The 18,065-nt window shown below is 71.2% G+C and carries 20 protein-coding genes; 10 read left to right on the plus strand and 10 right to left on the minus strand.

Annotated features, from left to right (window positions below):
- Nucleotides 1-21: 21 nt before the first annotated feature.
- From ABD331_RS06110 to ABD331_RS06120, 3 genes are all read left to right on the plus strand, one after another.
- The gene (locus ABD331_RS06110) at nt 22-1,035 is read left to right on the plus strand and encodes a helix-turn-helix domain-containing protein (RefSeq protein ID WP_344471369.1); all 1,014 of its coding nucleotides are present in this window, start codon (nt 22-24) and stop codon (nt 1,033-1,035) included.
- A gap of 72 nt (nt 1,036-1,107) precedes the next feature.
- A complete protein-coding gene (locus ABD331_RS06115; RefSeq protein ID WP_344471371.1) occupies nt 1,108-1,350 on the plus strand; it encodes a hypothetical protein in 243 nt (80 codons plus the stop codon).
- On the plus strand, nt 1,347-1,724 hold the full coding sequence (locus ABD331_RS06120; protein ID WP_344471372.1) for a hypothetical protein: 378 nt from the start codon (nt 1,347-1,349) through the stop codon (nt 1,722-1,724). Before ABD331_RS06115 ends, ABD331_RS06120 begins: the two co-directional genes overlap by 4 nt.
- Nucleotides 1,725-1,728: 4 nt before the next feature.
- Here ABD331_RS06120 and ABD331_RS06125 read toward each other — a convergent pair whose 3' ends face one another.
- The 6 genes from ABD331_RS06125 to ABD331_RS06150 form a co-directional block, all read right to left on the minus strand.
- Nucleotides 1,729-2,517, minus strand: a complete 789-nt coding sequence (locus ABD331_RS06125) for an SDR family NAD(P)-dependent oxidoreductase (RefSeq protein ID WP_344471374.1) — start codon at nt 2,515-2,517, stop codon at nt 1,729-1,731.
- A gap of 171 nt (nt 2,518-2,688) precedes the next feature.
- Entirely contained in the window at nt 2,689-4,965 is a 2,277-nt protein-coding gene (locus tag ABD331_RS06130; protein ID WP_344471376.1) for a tetratricopeptide repeat protein, read from the minus strand.
- Nucleotides 4,966-4,984: 19 nt separating this feature from the next.
- Nucleotides 4,985-5,746 (minus strand): SCO6745 family protein, encoded by a 762-nt coding sequence (locus tag ABD331_RS06135; protein ID WP_344471378.1) that lies wholly within the window; start codon nt 5,744-5,746, stop codon nt 4,985-4,987.
- Nucleotides 5,747-5,794: 48 nt separating this feature from the next.
- Nucleotides 5,795-6,607: a diaminopimelate epimerase gene (gene dapF, locus ABD331_RS06140; protein WP_344471380.1), complete on the minus strand. Its 813-nt coding sequence runs from the start codon at nt 6,605-6,607 to the stop codon at nt 5,795-5,797.
- 9 nt (nt 6,608-6,616) lie between these two features.
- Entirely contained in the window at nt 6,617-7,522 is a 906-nt protein-coding gene (miaA, locus tag ABD331_RS06145; RefSeq protein ID WP_344471382.1) for a tRNA (adenosine(37)-N6)-dimethylallyltransferase MiaA, read from the minus strand.
- Nucleotides 7,523-7,534: 12 nt separating this feature from the next.
- Nucleotides 7,535-8,053, minus strand: a complete 519-nt coding sequence (locus ABD331_RS06150; protein ID WP_344471384.1) for a methylated-DNA--[protein]-cysteine S-methyltransferase — start codon at nt 8,051-8,053, stop codon at nt 7,535-7,537.
- A gap of 1 nt (nt 8,054) precedes the next feature.
- Here ABD331_RS06150 and ABD331_RS06155 point away from each other — a divergent pair, with 1 nt between their 5' ends.
- The gene (locus tag ABD331_RS06155) at nt 8,055-8,972 is read left to right on the plus strand and encodes a ribonuclease Z (RefSeq protein WP_344471386.1); all 918 of its coding nucleotides are present in this window, start codon (nt 8,055-8,057) and stop codon (nt 8,970-8,972) included.
- Here ABD331_RS06155 and ABD331_RS06160 read toward each other — a convergent pair.
- The 3 genes from ABD331_RS06160 to ABD331_RS06170 all read right to left on the minus strand — a co-directional run bounded on the left by ABD331_RS06160 (nt 8,945) and on the right by ABD331_RS06170 (nt 11,119).
- Complete coding sequence (locus ABD331_RS06160; protein ID WP_344471388.1) at nt 8,945-9,598, minus strand: class III extradiol ring-cleavage dioxygenase family protein; 654 nt, start codon at nt 9,596-9,598, stop codon at nt 8,945-8,947. The two genes, ABD331_RS06155 and ABD331_RS06160, sit on opposite strands and share 28 nt — an antisense overlap.
- A 79-nt stretch (nt 9,599-9,677) precedes the next feature.
- Nucleotides 9,678-10,421: an isocitrate lyase/PEP mutase family protein gene (locus ABD331_RS06165; protein ID WP_344471390.1), complete on the minus strand. Its 744-nt coding sequence runs from the start codon at nt 10,419-10,421 to the stop codon at nt 9,678-9,680.
- 113 nt (nt 10,422-10,534) lie between these two features.
- Complete coding sequence (locus ABD331_RS06170; RefSeq protein WP_344471392.1) at nt 10,535-11,119, minus strand: hypothetical protein; 585 nt, start codon at nt 11,117-11,119, stop codon at nt 10,535-10,537.
- Nucleotides 11,120-11,504: 385 nt separating this feature from the next.
- Between ABD331_RS06170 and ABD331_RS06175 the strand changes: the two genes are divergently transcribed.
- Nucleotides 11,505-11,951, plus strand: coding sequence for a hypothetical protein (locus ABD331_RS06175; RefSeq protein WP_344471394.1), 447 nt, complete (start codon nt 11,505-11,507; stop codon nt 11,949-11,951).
- A gap of 96 nt (nt 11,952-12,047) precedes the next feature.
- Here ABD331_RS06175 and miaB read toward each other — a convergent pair whose 3' ends face one another.
- Nucleotides 12,048-13,544 carry a tRNA (N6-isopentenyl adenosine(37)-C2)-methylthiotransferase MiaB gene (gene miaB, locus ABD331_RS06180; RefSeq protein WP_344471396.1) on the minus strand — a complete coding sequence of 499 codons (1,497 nt, stop codon included), beginning with the start codon at nt 13,542-13,544 and terminating at the stop codon, nt 12,048-12,050.
- A 137-nt stretch (nt 13,545-13,681) separates the two neighbouring features.
- On the opposite strand from miaB, the gene ABD331_RS06185 reads away from it, so the two are divergent.
- The 5 genes from ABD331_RS06185 (at nt 13,682) to ABD331_RS06205 (ending at nt 18,018) form a co-directional block, all read left to right on the plus strand.
- Complete coding sequence (locus tag ABD331_RS06185; RefSeq protein ID WP_344471398.1) at nt 13,682-14,437, plus strand: amino acid ABC transporter ATP-binding protein; 756 nt, start codon at nt 13,682-13,684, stop codon at nt 14,435-14,437.
- A gap of 20 nt (nt 14,438-14,457) precedes the next feature.
- On the plus strand, nt 14,458-15,318 hold the full coding sequence (locus ABD331_RS06190; RefSeq protein WP_344471400.1) for a glutamate ABC transporter substrate-binding protein: 861 nt from the start codon (nt 14,458-14,460) through the stop codon (nt 15,316-15,318).
- Between the two features lie 58 nt (nt 15,319-15,376).
- Nucleotides 15,377-16,045, plus strand: coding sequence for an amino acid ABC transporter permease (locus ABD331_RS06195; RefSeq protein ID WP_344471402.1), 669 nt, complete (start codon nt 15,377-15,379; stop codon nt 16,043-16,045).
- The gene (locus ABD331_RS06200) at nt 16,042-16,959 is read left to right on the plus strand and encodes an amino acid ABC transporter permease (RefSeq protein WP_344471404.1); all 918 of its coding nucleotides are present in this window, start codon (nt 16,042-16,044) and stop codon (nt 16,957-16,959) included. Before ABD331_RS06195 ends, ABD331_RS06200 begins: the two co-directional genes overlap by 4 nt.
- Before the next feature lie 213 nt (nt 16,960-17,172).
- The gene (locus ABD331_RS06205) at nt 17,173-18,018 is read left to right on the plus strand and encodes a glutamate ABC transporter substrate-binding protein (RefSeq protein WP_344471406.1); all 846 of its coding nucleotides are present in this window, start codon (nt 17,173-17,175) and stop codon (nt 18,016-18,018) included.
- Nucleotides 18,019-18,065 lie beyond the last annotated feature (47 nt).

Genomic DNA, 18,065 nt, shown 5'->3' on the forward strand with positions numbered 1-18,065 from the left:
GTACCAGTACGCTGAGCTGGCGTGGGAAAGGGACACATGGCGCAACAGCGGCGCTTACTCGAAGGCCTCGGCGTCACCGTCGCCGAGGAGACGGCTTACCGTGCCCTGCTCAGGCACGGCCCCGCGACGCTGAGCGAGCTGGCCGCCGAGACCGGCTCGTCCGCCGCCGCCATCCGCCGCATGCTGCCCAGGCTGGAGGACCTCGGCCTGATCTCCCGCGTGGCCGGCCGCCCCCTCCGCCTCGTCTCCACGCCCCCGAACATCGCCATCGACATCCTCGTCGCGCGCCGCCAGGAGGAGCTCACCCACAGCCGCGCCGCCGCCGCCCTCCTGGCCACCGAGGTCGCCGACCGCGGCGGGCCGCACCCCGAGGAGGTCCTGGAAGTGGTGACCGGCCGCGACGCCGTGGCCAGGCGCTACCTCCAGCTCGAACGCAACGCCACCCAGGAGATGCTGGTGCTGGTGCATCCGCCGTACGCGGTGGACATCAGCGACGACCGCGAGAACCGCCGCCGCGCCGCCCGCCAGGGCGCCCCCGTCACGCGCGGCATCTACAGCCCGCTCGCCTTCGAACAGCCGGGCATGCTCGCCCACACCCGCCGCGCCATCGCCGACGGCGAGCACGCCAGGCTCGGCTCCGTCCCCGTCAAACTCGCCATCGCCGACGCCCGCACCGCCATCCTCCCCCTGGTCTCCGACGAGGACCGCGCCGTGGACAGCGCCGTGGAGAGCGCCCTCGTCGTCCACCCGTCGGCGCTCCTCGACGCCCTGGTGGGGCTGTTCGAGACGCTGTGGCGGGCCGCCGTCCCCCTCCGCCTGACCCCCGACGGGCTGGAACAGGAGCGGCACGGGCCGGACGAGGAGGTGCTGGCGCTGCTGGCGGCCGGCATGAAGGACGACGCCATCGCCCGCCAGCTCGGGCTCAGCCCGCGCACGGTGCAGCGGCGCGTGCAGGTGCTGTGCGAGCAACTCGGCGCCAGGACCCGCTTCCACGCCGGCTTCCTGGCCGCTCACAACGACCTGCTGCCCAAGTGATCGCGGGCGGAGTAAGCCACGCGACTTCCTATCTTGCTAGGAGGGCCCCTCCTATCCGAGTATCCTCGATGCATGACCGAGGATCTTCCTCCGCACATGCGACAGCTCGCCGAGGTCGCGGTGATCGTGGCAGCGGCAGGCGCCACTGCTGACTGGCTTTACCACCTCAGGGGCGATATGTGCGCACTGCGCGTGATCAAAGAGGGCATCGTCTCGGTTCCTGTCATGATCCCCGCGAGCCCGGATCGCGACCCCGAGCTGTTCCGTGAGGCGCTCAAGCGCCTGAAGACAGTCATTGAGAGGATGAGCCGATGAGCAAGACGATCACCTATGTCATCACCTACGAGCACGGCCGATGGGTGTCGCGTTGCCCCACCGGCGAGACCGAGGGCGTGGGCGTGGCCGGCTCGCTGTCGCAACTGGAGAGGGACCTGACGGAGGTCCACGCGTGGGCCTGGCCCGAAGACACCCCCGGCGTGAAGTTCGTGTTCGACCTGCCCGAGGAGGTGGCGGGCATGGTCGCCGAGTACTACCACGAGAAGGAGCTGGCCGAGGCGCACACCAAGCGCGCCGCCGAGCTGGCCGTCAGAGTCGCGAAGACCCTGACCGACCATTGGTCGGAGCCCGACACGGCGCGCGTGATGGGCCTGTCCAAGCAGCGCGTCCACCAGCTCAAGGTCAGCGCCTGACGGCCTACGTGATCAGGATCCCGCCGTCCACCGGCAGGGCCACCCCGGTGATGTACGAGGCCGCGTCGCTCGCCAGGAACACCGCCGCCGCGACCAGCTCGGCCGGATCGCCCGCCCGCTTCATGACCACCCGCGCCTCCATCATCTGCTCCAGGTAGCCCGGCTTGTACTGCTCGGTCATCTCCGAGGCGAAGAAGCCGGGCTCCAGGCAGTTGACCCGGATGCCGCGCCGGCCGGTCCACTGCTGGGCCAGGTCGCGCGTCAGGCCGACCACGCCCGCCTTGGACGCGCTGTAGGCGGCCTGCGGCAGGCCCGCGGTGGTCTCGCCGAGGATGCTGCCGATGTTCACGATGGACGAGCCCGGCCGCATCACGCGGGCGCACGCCTGCGCCATCCAGTACGTCCCGTGCAGGTTGATCTCCACGACCTGGCGGAACGCCTCCGGGGTCTCGCGCAGCGCGGGCACGGCCGTGCCGACCCCGGCGTTGTTGACCAGCACGTCCACCGCGCCCATGGCCTCGACGGCGGCGGCCACGACCGCCTCGCAGTCCTCGGGCCGTGATACGTCGGCGGGCACGGCCAGGCAGCGGCGGCCGGCCTCCTCGACCAGCTTGCGCGTCTCCTCCAGCCGCTCCTTGCGGCGGGCGCAGATCACCACGTCGGCGCCCGCCTCGGCCAGGCCGCGCGCGAACGCCACCCCCAGCCCGGCGGACGCGCCGGTGACGATCGCCACCTTGCCGTCGAGCCGGAACCGCTCCAGCACGCCTGGATCCGTACCTCGCACGTCGCCCACTGACCGCGCTCCTTCCCGCCGGTGTTGGTCTTCTGGGGGAGAATGGCACACCAAGGGCTTGCTCCGCACCGCCGGGTCTCCCTCACGCCACATGCGTGCCTGAGCCGCCCTGCTCCCCATGCGAAAGGGCGGCCCGCCATCGGCGAACCGCCCCCTTCCAGCAGAGCCGACCTACAGGCCGTACTCCTTCACGATCCGCTCGTGCCGCTCGACCTCGACGTCGATCTCACGCGCCAGATCCAGCCAGGCCAGCGGATGCACCCACCGCTCGGTCGCGTCGTCGAGCAGCGCGTCGACCTCGGAGGGCGACACGTCCGGCGGCACCGCGACCCACCCGAACACGCCCGGCAGCGGCTCGCTGCTGGTCGGGTGGGTGACGGTGTAGTTCTCGTCGCTGTAGACCCACATCGGCCAGCCGCGCTCGGCCATGACCTCGGTGAACTCGGCCCAGTCCTCCTCGCTCGGCGCGGCGCCGTCGAAGAAGTAGCTGGTGTAGCCGCCGGGCCGCAGGATGCGCACGGCGGCGAACGGCGGCACGAAGTTCTGCTGCTCCTGCGGGTCGTCGGGGACGGGCTCGAGGAGCTGCGGGTCGAAGACGACCAGGTCGCCGGCGTTGTACTCCATGCCGCGCGGCTGCGGCAGGGCCAGCCGGGCGGTGGCGGGGCCGGTGCGGATGGACAGGACCTGGCGCTGGCCGCCGTCGGGGGCGGGCAGGATGAGCCGGATGAGGCCCATCTCCTCCTCGATCGGGCCCTCCGCCGACTTGATCGGCATGCCGATCTTGGCGGCGCCCTTGCGCACGGTCTCCCAGTCCTCCGCCGAGGTGGCCATGACGATCATGCGCCAGACGTCCTCGTCGGTGAGCTCGTCGAGCACCTCCAGCAGCACCTCGGCGGCCCTGGAGTTGGCGTCGAGCTGCTGGGCGGCGCCGGACAGCAGGCGGCGGGCCTCGATGCCGGCGCCGGCGTGGATGGCGTGCTCGGCCGCGTCGACCGTCTCCTGCCAGCGCTCGCGGGCGCTGTGCAGCCTGGCCAGCGTGAGGTGCTGGGCGGCGTGCGGCAGCAGCGCGGCCATCTGCTCCAGGCGCTCGTCCTGGCGGGCCTCGATGAGCAGCGTGGTGAGGTAGGCGATGTCGTCGGAGTCGGCGGTGGCGATGTCGTCGCTGTCGACGAGCAGCTTCCAGTAGATGTCGGCGCCGGTGGCCGGGTAGCCGAGGAAGCCGAGGGTGGTGGTGTGCCGGCGGGTGGCCTCGATGTCCTGGCCGGACAGGGGGGAGAGCCAGCCGACCCACCGCTCCGGGTCGGCGTTGAAGCCGTCGGCGGCGTCGAACAGGCCGACGCGCTCTTCGACGGGGCCGGGGGCCTCGGGCTCGGCGGTGGTGTCGGCGGTGGCCCGCAGCGCGGCGATGCGCTCACTCAGGTCGCCCGCGTCGCGCAGCTCGGCGCTGCCGGACTCGGCGAGGTCGGCCAGCAGCCTGGCCTGCCACACGCCCTGCCTGCCGATGGCCAGCTCGCCGGCGACGAGCGCGAGCTCGACGCGGGAGCGGTAGCCGCCCATCATGCCGAAGTAGTCCATCCACTGACGCACCACGCGGCCGAGCTGCCAGGTGTTGGTGATCTGCGCGGAGCCGGCCAGCTTGTTGACGGCCTGCGCCCACTCGACCCACACCCGGGGGTGCTCGCCGACCACGTCGAGGTCGGGCAGCGCGTCGACGGCCTCGGCGATCCGGCCGAGGGTGGCCAGGATCAGCGCGCGGCGCACGCCGTCGCGGTGCTCCTTGGCGACCGGGTCGTCGGCCTGGAACTCGGCGGCGGCCTGCAGCGCGTTGAGCGCGTCCTCGGCGCGGCCGGCGGCCAGCAGCGCGCGGGCGCTCTCGGCGCCCAGCTCCCAGCTCGCCTCGCGCCCGGCGGTGCGCAGCCGCTCGACGGCGGACTCGGCGTAGGTCACGGCCTCGCCGGGCTTGCCCGCGTCGATGAGGGCCGCGACGTACTGGGTGACGAGGCCGGAGAAGGCCGGCTTCTCCGGCGTGGTGCTCTCGAGGTAGGCGCCGAGGGTCTCCAGCCGCTCGCCGGCGTAGCCGGGGCCGTCGGTGTTGGCCCAGACGATGGCCAGCGCCTCGACGGCGGCCGGTACGGCGGGGCACTCACGCACGTCTTCGCGCTGGGCGAACGCGAGAATCTGCTGGGCGTCGTCGATGGCGACCGCGCCCTGGGCGCGGTCGCCGATGCGGCCGATCAGGTGCCAGTAGCGGGCGTAGAACTCGAGCCAGGGCAGCTCCAGGGCTTCGGCCTGCTGTGCGATGGCCGGAGCCATGACGTCGAGCTGCGGATAGCGGCCCTCATAGGCCTGTGCGGGGAGGTCTCCCAGCGCCATGGCGAGGCCAACGTTGCCCGCCTCGGAAAGCTGCTGCTGGGTTTCGCCGACCCAGGCCCAGATGTCCACGTCCATGAGGAGTCAGTCTGCCAGGTCAACGAGCGTGCCCAAAACGCAGAAGCTCGATCAGCTCGTCCGATTCGCTGTCCGTCAGGACCGAAAAGACCGGCGCCATGAGGTCGTCAGTGGTCTCCTCGACGGCCGCGCGCCGCGCGACCACGTCGGGGCCCGGCTTCTCGTACGGCTCCGGCCAGGTGAAGAACCGGGCGACGTCCTCGCCCCGCGCCTGCCCGAGCCCGACCGGCGCTCCTGCGTGGTCGGCGGCCAGCGTCGCCTCCAGCGGGTGCAGCCCGGCGGCGAGCACGGCGTTGGCGTGCAGGCCGCCGCGCAGCTCGCGGACGACGTGCATGAGCTGCGTGGCCCTGGCGGGCGGGTCGTCGGGCAGCGGCACGGCCCGCCAGCCCGCGAAGAGCGGCGCCCCGACGGGCGAGGCCTGCTCGACGACCGGCTCCAGCAGCTCGGCGAGCCTGGCGCAGCCCTGCTGGCCGCCCAGCTTGCGCCGGCCCCAGGCTTGGCAGGCCTCGGCGTAGAGCTCGACGGCCTTGTCGACGGGGAGCTTGCGGCCGGCGTTCCAGCACTCCTCGACGTGCGCGGCGGGGAAGAAGACGGCGACGGCGGTGACCACCGCGGCGTCGCACTCGCCCAGTACGCCGCAGCGGCCCCTGAAGTAGACGTCGCGGGCGCCGAGGCCGTACTCGTCGCAGACGGCCTTGACCTCCCGGGAGATCATGAAGCCGCCGCCGAACTGGCCGATCGGGCCCTTCACCTGTACAGCGGTGGTGCGTGGGTCTGCCATGTCCACCTCTCAGTTCGCGAAGTGAACCCAGCATCTCCCATTAGAACTTCATTCTGCAAGCGTCAGTTCGCCGCTGGCCACGATCACCGCCGGGCCGGACAGGTAGCTGGTGTCCTCGTCCAGGATGACGGTCAGCGTGCCGCCCACCACCTCGATCGTCCACGTGCCGGTCTTGTCGCCCGACAGGTGCGCCGCCGCGACGGCGGTGGCCACCGCGCCCGTGCCGCAGGAGCGCGTCTCGCCCGAGCCGCGCTCGAAGACCCGCATGACGGCGCGGCTGGTGCCCACCGGGTTGAACAGCTCGATGTTGACCCCCGCCGGGAAGACGACCGTGTCGAAGCCCGGCTGGTGCGAGAGGTCGAGCTGGGCGACCGGGTCGCCGATCGCGCAGGCCAGATGGGGGTTGCCCATGTCGACGCAGATCCCGTGGTACTCGTGACCGCCCACGCTGGCCGCGCTCTCCCCGTGGACGACGGGCCTGCCCATGTCCACCGTGAGGTCGCCGTTCGGCTCGACCCGCACCCTGCGCAGGCCGCCCCTGGTCGCCAGCGCGAACTCCGAGCCGTCCACCAGCTTGGAGTCGAGCAGGTAGCGGGCGAACACGCGCACGCCGTTGCCGCACATCTCGGCCACGCTGCCGTCGGAGTTGCGGTAGTCCATGAACCACTCGGCCTCGGCGGCCTGGTCGCTCACCTCGTGGCTGTGCTCGGTACGGGCCACGCGGAGCACGCCGTCGGCGCCGATGCCCGCCCTCCTGTCACAGATCTTGGCGACGAGCGCGGCCGACACGTCGACCACGCCGTCGGGATCGGGCAGGATGACGAAATCGTTCTCGGTGCCGTGCCCCTTGAGAAAGCGCATTGTGGAAGTTTATTCGCACGGCTGTCCGGCGATTCGCGCCAGGGACCTCTCAAGCAGGTCAGGAGCGTCGTACGGCAGCCAGCAGACCCGCGGATCCCGCCGGAACCACGACTCCTGCCGCCGGGCGAACCGCCTGGTCAGCCTGACCGTCTCGGCCATCGCCTGCTCCTCGCTCCACTCGCCCGCAAGGAAGCGGATCACCTGCGCGTAGCCGAGGGCGCGGCCCGCCGTGCGTCCCTCCGCCAGCCCCTGGTCGAGCAGCGTGCGCACCTCGTCCACCAGGCCCGCCTCCCACATGCGGCCGACCCGCAGCTCGATCCGCGCGTCCAGCTCCGGCCTGGGCACCTCCAGCCCGATCTGGACGCTCGGGTAGACGGCGTCGTACGACGGCATCGTGGCCGAGAACGGGCGGCCCGACAGCTCGATCACCTCCAGCGCCCGCACGATGCGGCGGCCGTTGCTCGGCAGGATCGCCGCGGCGGCGGCCGGGTCGAGCTCGCGCAGCCGCTCGTAGAGCGGGGCGGGGCCGCGCTCGGCCAGCTCGGACTCCAGCCGGGCCCTGATCGCCGGCTCGGTGCCGGGGAACTCCAGCTCGTCGATGGCCGCCCGCACGTACAGGCCGCTGCCGCCGACCAGCACGGGCACCTCGACGGCGTCGATGACGGCCCTGGCCAGCTTCTGGTACTCGGCCACGCTGGCGGTGACCGTCACGTCCCAGACGTCGAGCAGGTGGTGCGGCACCCCCCGCTGTTCCTCCTCCGTCAGCTTGGCCGTGCCGATGTCCATGCCGCGATAAAGCTGCATGGAGTCGGCGTTGACGCACTCGCCGCCCAGCCTGAGGGCGAGGTCCACGGCGAGATCGGACTTTCCTGCGGCCGTGGGGCCCACGACGGCGATGACTTGCTGCTGAGGCACACGACAAGTTTGCTAGAGATCGAGCAGCGTCGGCTGCAGATATCCCTCATGGGTCAGCAACCACCGCTTGGTCTCCACGCCCTCGCCGCCGCTGAACCCGCCGAGACCGCTGCCCGAGATCACCCGGTGACAGGGCACGAAGATCGGGATCGGGTTGGAGCCCATGATCGAGCCGATGCCGCGGGCGGGCACGCCGGAGCTGCTGAGCCTGGCCAGCTCGCCGTAGGTGACGGTCTTGCCGTACGGGACCTCGTGCAGCGCCTGGAGCACGCGCAGCCGCGAGCCCGACATGAGCCGCCAGTCGATCGGCGTCCCGAACGTCTTCAGCTCACCGGCGAAATAAGCATTCAGCTCGGCGACGACGGAGGCCGTACGATCCGCATCATGAACCTCAGCCAGGTCGAGCCGGGCAGCCAGCCCGTCGCGGGAGCCCCAGCCCGACGCGACGAGGCCGGTCTCGGTGACGGCCAGCACGAACGTGCCCACCGGCGTGGGCACCTCGGCGTAGCAGACCGTCGTCGTGGTGGTCATCGTGTCCTCACGTGAGCTCGTGGTGCTGGGCACGTCCAGCGCCGTTCCTACCCGACACCGTAACCACAACGGCTACCTCCTGCGCTGGGACGGTCAAGGCTTCCTGTTCGACCCGGGCGAGGGCACGCAGCGGCAGATGGTGCACGCCGGGCTGAGCGCGAACGACGTCCACTGGCTCTGCCTGACGCACTTCCACGGCGACCACTGCCTGGGCGTGCCCGGCGTCGTGCAGCGCATCGCCCGCGACCGGGTGCGGCACCCCGTGCGCGCGCTCTACCCCGGCTCGGGCGAGACGTACTGGCGGCGGCTGCGGCACGCCGCCGCGTTCGCCGACACGGACGTCATCGCCGAGCATCCGCTCTCCGGCGACCTGGCGAGCGTCGGGCCGATCCTCGCGCGCCGCCTGTCGCACCCCGTCGAGTCGTACGGCTACCGCCTCCAGGAGCCGTCCGGCCGCCGCATGCTGCCCGAGAAGCTGGCCGCCCGCGGCATCCGCGGCCCCGAGATCAGCGAGCTGCAGCGCACCGGCTCCGTGCGCGGGATCACGCTGGAGGAGTGCAGCGTGCCCAAGCCCGGCCAGAGCGCGGCGTTCGTGATGGACACCCGGCTCTGCGACTCCGTCTTCGAGCTGGCCTCAGGGGTGGACCTGCTGGTGATCGAGGCCACGTTCCTGTCCGCCGAGAGCGCGCTGGCCAAGGAGTACGGGCATCTGACCGCGTTCGAGACGGGCGTGGTGGCGGCCGACGCGGGCGTGCGCAGGCTGGTGCTCACCCACTTCTCCGAGCGGTACGGCTTCGCCGACGAGCCGTACTTCGTCGAGGAGGTGCGGCGCAGCTTCGACGGCGAGGTGGTGACGGCCCGCGACCTGATGCGGATCCCGGTGCCGAAGCGTCAGGAGAGCCACGCCCCGGCGAGGTAGCCGACGCCGTAGGGCGCCGTCTCCGCCAGCAGGCGCCCCTGGAACGTCCTCCCGCCCGCCGCCCCCGCCAGCACCTGGAGGGCCGCTCGCCCGCTCACCCACAGCCTGTCGGCCTCCGCCGGGTCGAGCGCGGCCAGCGCGGCGGGCTCGCCGGTCGCGACAGCCTTGGCGATCCCCTCCTGGTACGGGCCCGCGGCCTCGTCGTGCCTGCCCGGCGCCCTGGGGCTCAGGCACGCGGAACCGTCGGCCATGACCAGCAGCGCCACCCGGTCGCCGCTCCCGCCCAGCCGCTCCCCCAGCGCCAGGCAGTCGCGCGTCGCCGCGTCGAACGCCACCGACTGCAGGCCCTGCGGCGCGTCGTCGCCGAGGAGCAGGCGGGCGACGGTCAGCGACAGCGGCAGCACGGGCTTTCCGTCGCCCGCCGTCCGGTCCACGCCCCACGGGCGCAGGGTGCCCGCCGCGCCCGCCTCGTACGAACGGGTCGCCTCGCCTCCTCCCACCACGACCAGCGCGTCGGGACGGGCCTCGCGCAGCGCGGCGATCGCGGCGCGGCAGGCGGCGTGCAGCTCGGGCATCCCGAGCACGACCAGCGGGGTCGAGGGGCAGACGGCGGCGGCGACAAGCACGAGCGCAAGCGTACGTGGCCGGAGGCCCACCAGCGATCGCGCCCCTCACGGGCCAGGCCCAGAACCTCGCGGTCCACGTTCAGAAGGGGTCGCGGCCCTCGCGGACCTCGGCGATCAGGCGCTCGGTGAAGGCTTGGGACGCCTGGTGCAGGCCGCTCCCGAAGCTGATCCTCGCCACCCCCAGCTCGGCCAGCCGCTGGACGCTCGGGCCGCCCGCGCCGAAGTACACGTTGACCGGCGCGTCCAGCTCGCTCACCAGCGCCGCGATCTCGTCCTCGGCCGCCAGCAGGATGGGATACACGCAGTCGGCCCCGGCCTCCAGGTACCTGCGGCCCCGGGCCACGGCCTCCCGCCGGAGATCCCCGCCCCGCGCGTGCAGGTAGACGTCCACCCGCGCGTTGATCACCAGCGCGTCACCGGCGGCGGCCCGCACCTCGGCCAGGAAGTCCGCCTGCGCCGCCGGGTCCACCAGGTCGCCGCTGCCGGGCAGGGAGTCCTCCAGGTTGCAGCCGGAGGCTCCGGCCTCGGCCAGGCGCTCGACGAGCTCGGCGGGCTTGAGGCCGTAACCGCGCTCGACGTCGGCCGTCACGGGCAGGCCCTCGGCGGCTCTGGACACGCGGGCGACGGCCGCCATCATCTCGGCCACCGGGGTGCGTTCACCGTCGTCGTAGCCGAGGGCGTGCGCCACGGCGGCGCTGCTGGTGGCGATGGCAGGGAAGCCCGCCTGCCGTACGGCGCGGGAGGAGGCGGCGTCCCAGACGTTGGGAAGCACCAGCGGGGTGCCGGGGACGTGCAGCGCGCGCAGGGCGGGGGCGTTCGTCATGCCTCGACGTTAGGAGGCGGTGCCGACCGTCTGTAGAGCCAGTCCGCCACATAACCGGCAAGCCACTCCTTCGGGGCCCGCCGGGTCCTACGGGATCATTCGCCGGCGGACCCCTAGCAGCCGCTCGTCGCGCACTGGCCGGCGACCTCGCCCGCGGGGCCGTTGGCCGGGGTGTCGGCGGGGGTGTCGCTGCCGGACGACTGCGGCGCCTTGGTGGGCGCCTTGGTGGGCGACGTGGTGGCCGGCTTCTTGCCGGTGCCGCCGCTGGCCTGGGTGGCGGGCCGCGAGCCGGTGTCGCCTGTGTTGCCCGTGTCGCCTGTGTTGCCCGTGTCGCCGCTGTCGCCGGTGCCGGGGGCGTCGGCGACGTCGCCCATGCTGCCGTCTTCGGGGGCGCTGGTGGACAGGTCGCCGTCCTCGGGCGACTCCGCGGTGACGTCGCCCGTCGTGGCGTCGTCGCCGCCGAGGTCGTCGGTCCCGCCGGTGGTCTGCGCGGGCGCGGGACGGCCGCCGCCCTGCTGGGCGCTCTCGCCGGGGTTCGCGGCGAGCAGGTAGCCCGCGCCGCCCGCCGCGAGCAGGGCGACGAGCACCGACGCGGCGATGATGAGCGGCTTGCTGTTCGTCGCTTTTCTCGGACGTCTATTTCTCGATGCCAGGCGGGTGTCTCCCGGCCCGGAGAGGATCTCCTGACGATCCGTCACGTTCGGATCATGCATGGGGTTACAGCTCCCTGCGGTCGTATCGGGGAAAGCTCGCCGGCTTCCGCGGGTGATGGACCACACTAGCCGCAACAGCTGAATGCTCGCACACCAATCACAAAGGAATCACGACTTGTCCCCCCTTCGTACCATTTCCCCAGGTAGTCGCCTGCCGCTCGGACCGCTGGCGGGAGCGGTGGGCGTGCTCGCCACGGCGGGGCTGGGAATATTCCTGGCATTCACTAACTCGACAGATGCGGCCCCGCAAAGACGCGGCGTTATTGATCAGGAAACTCCGCTTTCCGCAAGATCAAAGGCACTCTCGGCATCGGCCAGGACACAAACAGCGACCAACTCTGGAACGCTCCGATTTCCGTCGGCCCAGCCGATGGGCCTGGCACTGGGGCCGCTGTCACCGCCGTGGATCGAGGCCGTTCCGCCGTGGAACGCGGCAACCCCCTCGCCTTCGGACGGGCTGCCGCTCTCGCCCATGCCGCCCCTGGCCGGCCTCGTGCCTCCGGTGGACCTCGGCGTCCCCGCCGTCACCGGTTCGCACCGCCCCGCGCGCTCGCCTCACGCCCCCGGGCACGCCAAGAACCCGGGGCGTCCGCTGGTCCCGCCCCGGGATCGCGCTGATCGGGCGCCGGGCTCACCGACGCCCCGGTCGTCCCCGCAGGTGTCTCCTCAGGCGCCCGCGCCGAGCCGTCCGATCGGCGGCTCCGCGACGCGGCGCGCCGACCCGCCGCCCGCGCGCGGGCTGCCGAACCCCTGCGCCACCATGAACGACTTCCGCCGGCAACCCTGCGAGCAGCTCCGCGACCAGCTCCTCCGCTGACCATCGGGCCCGCCCTCGCCGCCTGGCGAGGGCGGACCCGACCAGCTCCTCCACTGACCACCGGACTCGCCCCGCCGCCTGGCGGGGGCGGACCGCTCAGTGCGCCGAGCATCCCCCGGTGGCCGCGGGAAGCGGCGCGGGCCGTCCGATGGAAGGCATCCCCAGCAGGACCCCGGCCCCGGACGCGGGCGAACCGCCCTGCCTGGCCTCCCAGGCGTCGCCCGCCCGGGTGCGCCGGACCCCCAGCAGGGCCCCGTCGGCCACCAGGTGGTGCGGGGCCGCGTACGTGACCTCGACCGTCACCATGTCGCCCGGCCGCGGCGACTCACCGCCCACCGCGAAGTGCACGAGCCGGTTGTCGGGCGCCCGCCCCGAGAGCCGGTGCGTGGCGTCGTCCTTGCGCCCCTCACCCTCGGCCACCAGGACTTCGATCGTCCGCCCGACCTGCTTCTTGTTCTCCTCCCACGAGATCTCCTCCTGCAGGGCCACGAGCCGCTCGTAGCGCTCCTGCACGACCTCCTTGGGCACCTGGTCGGGCATGGTGGCCGCGGGGGTGCCTGGGCGGATGGAGTACTGGAAGGTGAAGGCGTTGGCGAAGCGGCTCTGGCGGACGACGTCCAGGGTGCCCTGGAAATCCTCCTCGGTCTCGCCGGGGAAGCCGACGATGATGTCGGTGGAGATGGCCGCGTCGGGCATGGCGGCGCGCACCCGCTCGATGATGCCGAGGTAGCGCTCGGCCCGGTAGGAGCGGCGCATGGCCTTCAGCACCCGGTCGGAGCCGGACTGCAGCGGCATGTGGAGCTGGTGCATGACGTTGGGCGTCTCGGCCATGGCGGCGATCACGTCGTCGGTGAAGGCGGCCGGGTGCGGCGAGGTGAAGCGGACGCGCTCCAGGCCGTCGATGTCGCCGCAGGCGCGCAGCAGCTTGCCGAAGGCGAGCCGGTCGCCGAACTCCACGCCGTAGGTGTTGACGTTCTGGCCGAGGAGCGTCACCTCCAGCGCGCCCTGGTCGACCAGCGTGCGGACCTCGGCCAGGATGTCTCCCGGCCTGCGGTCCTTCTCCTTGCCGCGCAGCGACGGCACGATGCAGAACGTGCAGGTGTTGTTGCAGCCGACCGAGATGGACACCCAGGCGGCGTAGGCGGACTCCCGCTTGGTGGGCAGCGTGGACGGGAAGACCTCGAGCGACTCCTTCAGCTCGACCTGCGCCTCACCCTCGACGCGGGCCCGCTCCAGCAGCACCGGCAGCGAGCCGATGTTGTGCGTGCCGAACACGACGTCGACCCACGGCGCCTTGCGGACGATCTCGCCCTGGTCCTTCTGCGCGAGGCAGCCGCCGACGGCGATCTGCATGCGCGGGTTGCGGGTCTTGGCCGGGCGGAGGTGGCCGAGGTTGCCGTAGAGGCGGTTGTCGGCGTTCTCCCGCACGGCGCACGTGTTGAACACGACCACGTCGGCAGCCTCGCCGTCGGGGGCGGGCACGTAGCCGGCGTCCTCCAGCAGGCCTGACAGCCGCTCGGAGTCGTGGACGTTCATCTGGCACCCGTATGTGCGCACTTCGTATGTGCGGGCGCCCTCCTGGGTCACAGTCATGGCACGTTCAAGGGTAGTCGTTGTACGGCTCGCGGTGGCCCGTATGGATCTAAAAGGCCAGCTTGACGGCATGATGTGATCGGATCGGTACCGCTCGGTTAGTGCACAGCGCTCTAACGCCCTCTACGTTTTACTGCATGACGGAGAACGGCGACGTCACTCCACTGGTCCAGTTGGAGAACGTCAACAAGCACTTCGGGACACTTCACGTCCTGAAGGACATCAACTTGACCGTCTCTCGTGGCGAGGTTCTGGTCGTCATCGGCCCTTCGGGCGGCGGGAAGAGCACACTCTGCCGCACGATCAACCGGTTGGAGACGATCAACGACGGCAAGATCATATTTGACGGCCAGGTGCTGCCCGAGGAGGGCAAGGCGCTGGCCAGGCTGCGGTCAGAAGTCGGCATGGTCTTCCAGTCGTTCAACTTGTTCGCTCACAAGACCATCCGGGAGAACGTCACGCTCGGCCCGATGAAGGTCCGCGGCGTGGCCAAGGGCAACGCCGACAAGCGGGCGATGGAGCTGCTCGAACGGGTGGGCATCGCCGCTCAGGCGGACAAGTACCCCGCGCAGCTCTCCGGCGGTCAGCAGCAGCGGGTCGCGATCGCCAGGGCGCTGGCCATGGATCCGAAGATGATCCTGTTCGACGAGCCGACCTCCGCGCTAGACCCCGAGATGGTGCAGGAAGTGCTCGATGTGATGATCGGGCTGGCGCGTGACGGCATGACCATGATGGTCGTCACGCACGAGATGGGGTTCGCCCGCCGCGCCGCCAACCGGGTCGTGTTCATGGCGGACGGGCAGATCGTCGAGGAGAACACCCCCGACGAGTTCTTCACCAACGCGCAGACGGACCGTGCGCGCGACTTCCTTTCGAAGATCCTCACGCACTGAGAGTTATGAGGCAGGTACACATGCACATGCGTCGAACGGGAGCGGTGCTCTCCATTGCGGCACTCGCCGCGGGCCTGGCCGCTTGCGGCGGTGGGGAACAGACCTACGCCACCGTGGCAGACAAGGTCACGGGCGGCGGCACGGTCGTGGTCGGCACGAAGTGGGACCAGCCGAGCCTGGGCCTGAAGATGGGCAACGAGCCCGAGGGCTTCGACGTCGACGTGGCCAAGGCCGTGCTGAAGGAAGTGGCCGGGGGCAAGGATGTGAAGATCGAGTGGAAGGAGTCGGCCTCCTCCAACCGCGAGCCGTTCCTCCAGAACGGCACGGTCGACATCGTCTTCGCCACCTACTCCATCACCGAGGAGCGTAAGGGCAAGGTCACCTTCGGCGGCCCGTACGTCGTCGCCCACCAGGACGTCATGGTCCGCAAGGACGACACCTCGATCAACAGCCCGCAGGACCTGAAGGGCAAGAAGATCTGCAAGGCCGCGGGCTCCAACTCCTACAAGCGCATCACCGAGCCGCCGCCGGACGGCGAGCTCGACATCGACGCCACCACGGTCGACGCCGCCAACTACTCCGAGTGCGTGCAGAAGCTGACGGGCAGCAACCTCGACGCGGTCACCACCGACGACCTGATCCTGGCGGGCTTCGCCAAGCAGGCCGGCGGCAACTTCAAGGTGCTGGGCCAGGGCTTCACGGACGAGAAGTACGGCATCGGCCTGAAGAAGGGCGACACCAAGACCTGCGAGGCCGTCAACAAGGCGGTCGCCACGCTGTGGAGCAACGGCACCATGAAGACGCTGCTGGACAAGTGGTTCGGCGGCATCCAGGGCCTCAACGTCTCCACCCAAGCGCCCACGGCCGAGGGTTGCGCCTGATCACGTCGGTGACGGCGGCCGGTGACCCGGCCGCCCGTCACCCCTGCGGTGGAGCACGATGGACGAACTAATCAAGTACGGCCCCGACCTCGCAGAGGGCTTCCTGGAGAACGTCAAGCTGTCGATCGTCGCCGCGATCGCCTCCTTGCTCCTGGGCACGGTCCTGGTGGCGATGCGGGTGTCCCCGACCCCGGTGATGCGGGCGGCCTCCACGGTCTACGTCAACGTGGTGCGCAACACCCCGCTGACGCTGGTGCTGGCGTTCTCCGCGCTGGGCCTGAGCGACCAGCTCGGCCTGGTCTTCTCCGACACGCCGACGACCAACTCGTTCTGGATCGTGGCGATGGGCCTGTCGGTCTACACGGCGGCCTTCGTGTGCGAGGCGCTGCGCGCCGGCGTGAACACGGTGCCGATGGGCCAGGCCGAGGCGGCCAGGGCGATCGGGCTGACGTTCATGCAGTCGCTGACGATGATCATCCTGCCTCAGGCGTTCCGCGCGGTCATCGCGCCGCTGGGCAGCGTGCTGATCGCCATGGTCAAGAACACCACGGTCGCGACCGCCGGCGGCTTCCTGCTCGAGTCGGCGGCCGTCATGAAGATCACTTTTGACACGACAGGCGCGTCGATCCCGATCTTCCTCGGCATCGTCGTCGCCTTCATGGCGCTGACCATGCCCATCGGGTTCTTCACCGGCTGGCTGGCGCGGCGGCTGGCGGTGGTCCGATGAGCACCTCCGTACTCTTCGACGCGCCAGGGCCGCGCGGGCGGATCCGCAACCACGGGCTGACCCTCATCAGCGTCATCGCGGTCGGCGCCGTGCTGTACGGCGTCTACCGCGGCTTCGACGCCAAGGGCCAGTTCGAGGGCAAGATCTGGCAGCCGTTCCTGTCGTGGGAGACCTGGGACTTCTACATCATCCCCGGCCTCATCGGCACGCTGGAGGCGGCGGCCGTGGCGGCGGTGCTCGCGCTGGTGTTCGGCGCGGTCTTCGGCCTGGCCAGGCTCTCCGACCACAAGTGGATCCGGGTGCCGGCCAGCGTGGTGGTCGAGGTGTTCAGGGCCATCCCGCTGCTGCTGCTGATCTTCTTCATCTTCTACCTGGCGCCGATGGTCGCCGGCGGCGGCGACTACGCGTTCATCGCCCTCGTCCTCGGCCTCATGCTCTACAACGGCTCCGTGCTGGCCGAGGTCGTCAGGGCCGGCGTGCACGCGGTGCCCAAGGGGCAGGCGGAGGCCGCGTACGCGGTCGGCATGCGCAAGAACCAGGTGATGAGGCTGGTCCTGCTGCCGCAGGCCGTCACGGCGATGATGCCCGCCATCGTCAGCCAGCTCGTGGTGCTGCTCAAGGACACCGCGCTCGGCTACATCATCGCCTACGTCGACCTGCTCAACACCGGCTTCAAGATCCTGCCGGCGCGGTTCTTCGGCTCGCTGATCCCGGCGGCCATCGTCATCGGCGTCATCTACGTGGCGCTCAACATGGCGCTGAGCTACCTGGCCACGTGGCTGGAGCGGCGCAGCAGGCGCAGCCGCAAGACGGCGGCGCGGCCGGTCGCGGCGCCCGGCTCGGCCGAGGTCGGCGTGGCCACGGGGCAGGGCACCGAGGGCGGCGGCCTCGCCCCCGACAAGCCCTTGGAGTGACCCTCCCAGGTTGAAGTGATCACTTTCGGGCGGCGGGCGTCATGCTCGCCGCCCGACAGCGTCCGTGGGCCTCATGCTCGCCGCGCGACAGCGCCCGTCGGCGTCATGCTCGCGGCGCGACAGCGTCCGTCGGCGTCATGCTCGCCGCCCGAGACGTCAAAGGTTGTCCCACCTCGGCATTGCGGCCCCGTTCCGGCGGGTATCCGAGCGAACATGCGCAGGGCGGCGCTCGCGGGAGCGGCTGTGACGGTGGGGCTGGCCGCGTGTGGCGGCGGCGGCTCGTACGCCACGGTCGTGGACAAGATCAAGCAAACCGGCACCGTCGTCGTCGGCACGAAGTGGGACCAGCCGAGCCTCGGCCTGAAGATCGGCGACGGCGAGCCCCAGGGCTTCGACGCCGACGTCGCCCGCTACCTCGTCAACCATCTCACCGGCGGCGGCGACGTCCGCATCACCTGGCGCGAGTCGCCGTCCTCCACCCGCGAGGCGCTGCTCCAGAACGGCACCGTGGACATGATCGTGGCCTCCTACTCCATCACCGAGGCCCGCAAGCCCAAGGTGACGTTCGGCGGCCCGTACGCGATCGTCCCCCAGGACACCATGGTCCGCGCGGACGACACCCGCATCCGCCGCACGAGCGACCTGCGCGGCAAGCGGATCTGCCTGGCCGAGGGCTCGAACTCCTACCGGCGGATCGTGGACCCGCCCCCCGACGGCAGGCTCGGCCTGCCCGCCACGCTGGTGCACGCCGCCAACTACTCCGACTGCGTACGCAAGCTCGCCGCCAACCAGCTCGACGCCGTCAGCACCGAGAACCTGCTCCTGGCGGGCTTCGCCGAGCAGGAGCCCGGCAGGTTCCGGCTGCTCAACGACCCGATCACGAACGAGAAGTGGGCCGTCGGGCTCAAGAAGGGCGACACCGCCACCTGCGAGGCCGTCAACCAGGCAATCGCCCGCATGTGGCACGACGGGACGACCACGCGGTTGCTCCGCAAATGGTTCGGCAGGACCGATCTCGTGCTGCCCTCCGCGCTGCCCCGTCCCGAAGGCTGTCCGTGATCTCGGGGGAGCGGCCCGCACTCCAAGCGATCTTCCGGCAGGATGCG

Source organism: Nonomuraea monospora (assembly GCF_039531895.1).
Classification (GTDB): Bacteria; Actinomycetota; Actinomycetes; order Streptosporangiales; family Streptosporangiaceae; genus Nonomuraea; species Nonomuraea monospora.

Bases quoted from the DNA above. Each gene is read 5' to 3' on its own strand.
- ABD331_RS06175 (WP_344471394.1), top strand. From the start codon at position 11,505: ATGGGCCTGGCACTGGGGCCGCTGTCACCGCCGTGGATCGAGGCCGTT.
- ABD331_RS06135 (WP_344471378.1), bottom strand. From the start codon at position 5,746: ATGGCAGACCCACGCACCACCGCTGTACAGGTGAAGGGCCCGATCGGC.
- miaB (WP_344471396.1), bottom strand. From the start codon at position 13,544: ATGACTGTGACCCAGGAGGGCGCCCGCACATACGAAGTGCGCACATAC.
- ABD331_RS06185 (WP_344471398.1), top strand. From the start codon at position 13,682: ATGACGGAGAACGGCGACGTCACTCCACTGGTCCAGTTGGAGAACGTC.
- ABD331_RS06130 (WP_344471376.1), bottom strand. From the start codon at position 4,965: ATGGACGTGGACATCTGGGCCTGGGTCGGCGAAACCCAGCAGCAGCTT.
- ABD331_RS06195 (WP_344471402.1), top strand. From the start codon at position 15,377: ATGGACGAACTAATCAAGTACGGCCCCGACCTCGCAGAGGGCTTCCTG.
- ABD331_RS06150 (WP_344471384.1), bottom strand. From the start codon at position 8,053: ATGACCACCACGACGACGGTCTGCTACGCCGAGGTGCCCACGCCGGTG.
- ABD331_RS06115 (WP_344471371.1), top strand. From the start codon at position 1,108: ATGACCGAGGATCTTCCTCCGCACATGCGACAGCTCGCCGAGGTCGCG.
- ABD331_RS06200 (WP_344471404.1), top strand. From the start codon at position 16,042: ATGAGCACCTCCGTACTCTTCGACGCGCCAGGGCCGCGCGGGCGGATC.
- ABD331_RS06165 (WP_344471390.1), bottom strand. From the start codon at position 10,421: ATGACGAACGCCCCCGCCCTGCGCGCGCTGCACGTCCCCGGCACCCCG.
- ABD331_RS06205 (WP_344471406.1), top strand. From the start codon at position 17,173: ATGCGCAGGGCGGCGCTCGCGGGAGCGGCTGTGACGGTGGGGCTGGCC.
- dapF (WP_344471380.1), bottom strand. From the start codon at position 6,607: ATGCGCTTTCTCAAGGGGCACGGCACCGAGAACGATTTCGTCATCCTG.
- ABD331_RS06120 (WP_344471372.1), top strand. From the start codon at position 1,347: ATGAGCAAGACGATCACCTATGTCATCACCTACGAGCACGGCCGATGG.
- ABD331_RS06190 (WP_344471400.1), top strand. From the start codon at position 14,458: ATGCACATGCGTCGAACGGGAGCGGTGCTCTCCATTGCGGCACTCGCC.